This window comes from Hydrogenophaga sp. 2FB, assembly GCF_005503365.1.
Taxonomy (GTDB): Bacteria; Pseudomonadota; Gammaproteobacteria; order Burkholderiales; family Burkholderiaceae_C; genus Hydrogenophaga.
Window position 1 is genome coordinate 1 of the sequence record NZ_SCML01000109.1, and the last position, 3,442, is coordinate 3,442.

Here is a 3,442-nt window from a genome sequence, read left to right on the forward strand (position 1 = left end):
AATAAGGCGAACTCCACTTTTATGCGAAGTCGGCACGACGCGGGGCGCCGGTTGCGTAGCCGGCCTTCGCCACGTCGGTCTGATCACCTACTGGACTTCGCATAAGAAGTCGCGTCTCCTGGGGGGCCAACCCCACTTCACAGGAGATCGCGATGGATGTCTTCGAATCCCTCACGGAGCTGGCTGCTGCTCGGCTTCGAGCCAGTGCCCTTGCGCCGTTCGTGCAGCCCTTCTGGGATCGGCTGTCTGAGCAGCGGTATTCGTCGGGTACGGCTCGCCAGTACATGAACTGCGTTGCCCACTTCGCCCACTGGTCAAGACGACGGCCTTTCGCCCTTCAGAGTCTCGATCAGCATATCGTTGCCTTCGTCGACGAACACCTGCCTCGCTGCACTTGCGCTGCTCCGGTGCAGCGCAGTCGCAACCAAGTCCGCGCGGCTCTGCGGCACTTGGTGGCTGTGATCAATGCCTCGGGCGTGCAACAAGACCATTACCTCGGCGGCGCCATCGACGAGCAAGTTCAGCGTTTCGACGATCACCTATTGCACGCCAAGGGACTCGCAGGCAGCACGCGCCTTCGGCGCACCGCGATCGTTCGCGTGCTGCTGTCCATGACATCGAACGCGACGACACCGTCGTCCGAGGAGCTGCGGCGTTTCCTGGCCCAGGAACTCTCGCGCGTGAGCGCCGCCAGCGGCGGCGTCACCGCGACCGCAGTGCGCAGCTACCTGCGCTTCCGCGCCTTCGAGGGTGATCGCGTCGATCACCTATTGCCTGTGGTCGCCTCGCCGGCGCATTGGCGCCTTGCACCCTTGCCGCAGACGCTCGCGCCGGACGAGGTCAACCGGCTGCTGGCCGCCTTCCCAGCGGATCTTCCGTCGCGCCTGCGCTGCTATGCCCTCGTGCGATGCCTCATCGACCTCGGCCTGCGCAGCAGCGAGGCGATCGCGCTAGAACTCGACGACATCGACTGGGTGGCTGGCACCGTTCGTATCAGCAGGAGCAAATCGCGACGAGCCGATGTGCTGCCGCTGCCGCAACTCACCGGCGCTGCCATCGCCGACTACGTGCGCTCGGAACGCCCACAGACCATGAGCCGCCGGATCTTCGTTCGGCACGTGGCTCCCGTAGATGCGCCAGTGGCTGCCGACGTCGTCAGGCGTGCCGTACGCCAGGCGTATCGGCGCGCCGGGTTGCCGTACACACGGGTGCACATTCTTCGCCACACGCTGGCCAGTCGGGTTCTCAACACCGGCGGCACGCTCAAGGAGGTCGCCGATGTGCTTCGCCATCGCGAGTTGGACACCTCACTCATCTACGCCAAGGTCGACTTCGGTCGGCTGGGCGCAGTGGCCATGCCCTGGCCCGGGAGCCAGCCATGAGTGCGCCAACACCGATGCAAGCCGCTGTGGAGCGCTATCTCGAGGATCGCCGTCGCCTGGGCTTTGCGCTGACGGCGCCGGCCACCGAGCTCGCGCGATTTGCCCGGTACGCCGATGCACGAGAACACCGAGGCCCACTCACGCAGGAGTTGATGCTGGGTTGGGCGCGGGAGCATGTGCATCGAACCAGCGACGTCACTGCAGCACGCCGGCTGGAGATCGTGCTTCCATTCGCCACGTACTACCGGCAGTTCGAGCCGGGCACGGAGATTCCTCCAAAGGGCATCCTTGGCCGTGGTCACCGGCGCTTGGCGCCGCACATCTACACGGACCAGGAGATCATCCAGTTGCTCGACGCTGCCGGTCGACTGAGCTTGACCTGGCCTCTTCGAGCGCTGACCTACCGTAGCCTGTTCGGGGTGATCGCAGCAGCCGGCCTCAGGCTGTCCGAAGCGCTGAGGCTCACGCTGGGTGATATCGACCTGCAGGCCGGCGCGCTCACCGTGCGCCAGACCAAGTTCCACAAGTCTCGCTGCCTGCCGCTTCATCCGAGCACGGTGAGGGAACTCGAGCTGTACCGGCAAGCGCGGGACCGATGCCAGAGCACCGAAGACCGCGCCCCGTTCTTCGTCTCGCACGATGGTGGGCATCTGCCCACGCGCACGGTCGAGAACGTCTTCCGGCGCCTGCAAACAGGCCTTGGCTGGCGCGCCCGGGGCGACCACCCTTATCCCCGGATCCACGACCTGAGGCACACCATGGCGGTGCGGCGCTTGCAGCGCTGGCGCGAGTCTGGCCAGTCCATCGACCACGCGATGTTCTGGCTGTGCACCTATCTGGGCCACGCCAAGATCTCCGACACCTACTGGTATTTGTCCGGTATCCCGGAGTTGATGGACACCATTGGTGCTCGGTTCGAGCGCTTCGTCGGCGTCGTCGGGCAAGGGGGCGCGTCATGAGCCGTCAGACCACACCGACGTTCGCCGGCCTCGTTCAGGAATTCTTCACCGACTACATGGTTCAGCAGCGAGCCTTGAGCCCGCGCACGGTGGCCTCATACCGGGACACCTTCGTGCTGTTGCTGCGCTTCGCCGAAGACAAGCTGCGCCTACCGGCACACGAGATGACGATGGCCAACCTCAATGCCCGGTTTCTGTCCGACTTCCTGGATCACCTGGAGGCCCAGCGGCACAACTCCGTGCGCAGTCGCAATGTTCGATTGGCCGCGGTGCGAGCGTTCCTGAAGTTCGCCGCCAGGCGTGATCCTGCGAACCTGGGCGTGATCGAGAACGCGTTGGCCGTGCCGATGAAGCGCTTCGAGCGCAACATGGTCGGCTTCGTGCCGCACGAGCAGATGCTGGCGGTGATCGATGTGGCGACCGACACCTGGATCGGACAGCGAGACCGACTGATGCTGACGCTCCTGTTCAACACGGGCGCTCGCGTCTCCGAGATCGTCGGCGTGCGCGTGGCCGACGTCGTGCTTGGGCCGAGCAACAGCATCCGGCTGCACGGCAAGGGGCGCAAGCAGCGCTCGTTGCCACTGTGGAAGAGTGCGGCTCGGGCCGTGCGCGACTGGCTGCACTTGAATCCGCAGTTGCGCCAGGAGTCTCCACTGCTGCCCACACGAGACGGGCGCGCGATGACTCGGGCCAACGTCGCCCAGCGGCTGAAGCTGGCTGTCGAGGTGGCGTCGGTCAAACACGTGCAACTCAAGACGATGTCGGTGTCGCCTCATATCGTGCGCCACTCGACTGCGATGAGCCTGCTGCAGTCTGGGGTAGATCCCTGCGAGATTGCGCTCTGGCTGGGTCACGAGAGCCCCTCTACAACTCACATGTACGTCGAGGCGGACCTGGCTATGAAGGAGCGCGCGCTGGCGCGGCTGAAGCAACCGGAGATCAAGCAAGCGCGGTACCGCGCGCCCAAGGCCTTGTTGGCGTTCTTGCAAGCGCTGTGATTATGCGAAGCAGTGTCGGTGCCCTGCGGCGATCCTGCCCAGGGTGCCGATTCCACAGCGTCGTGCCGACTTCGCATAAAAGTGGAGTTCGCCTTATTTC

3 protein-coding genes are annotated in these 3,442 nt (G+C 64.8%); all 3 read left to right on the forward strand.

Annotation, left to right across the window (positions count from 1 at the left end; all coding sequences use genetic code 11):
* Positions 1-152: 152 nt before the first annotated feature.
* Genes FFS09_RS30310 through FFS09_RS30320 form a run of 3 tightly spaced genes read left to right on the forward strand, consistent with a single transcriptional unit; the run spans position 153 to position 3,342 of the window.
* Entirely contained in the window at positions 153-1,382 is a 1,230-nt protein-coding gene (locus tag FFS09_RS30310) for a tyrosine-type recombinase/integrase (RefSeq protein WP_137922618.1), read from the forward strand.
* Positions 1,379-2,341 (forward strand): tyrosine-type recombinase/integrase, encoded by a 963-nt coding sequence (locus tag FFS09_RS30315; RefSeq protein WP_137922619.1) that lies wholly within the window; start codon positions 1,379-1,381, stop codon positions 2,339-2,341. Before FFS09_RS30310 ends, FFS09_RS30315 begins: the two co-directional genes overlap by 4 nt.
* Positions 2,338-3,342 carry a tyrosine-type recombinase/integrase gene (locus tag FFS09_RS30320; protein WP_137922620.1) on the forward strand — a complete coding sequence of 335 codons (1,005 nt, stop codon included), beginning with the start codon at positions 2,338-2,340 and terminating at the stop codon, positions 3,340-3,342. The genes FFS09_RS30315 and FFS09_RS30320 overlap by 4 nt, the downstream gene beginning before the upstream one ends.
* Positions 3,343-3,442 lie beyond the last annotated feature (100 nt).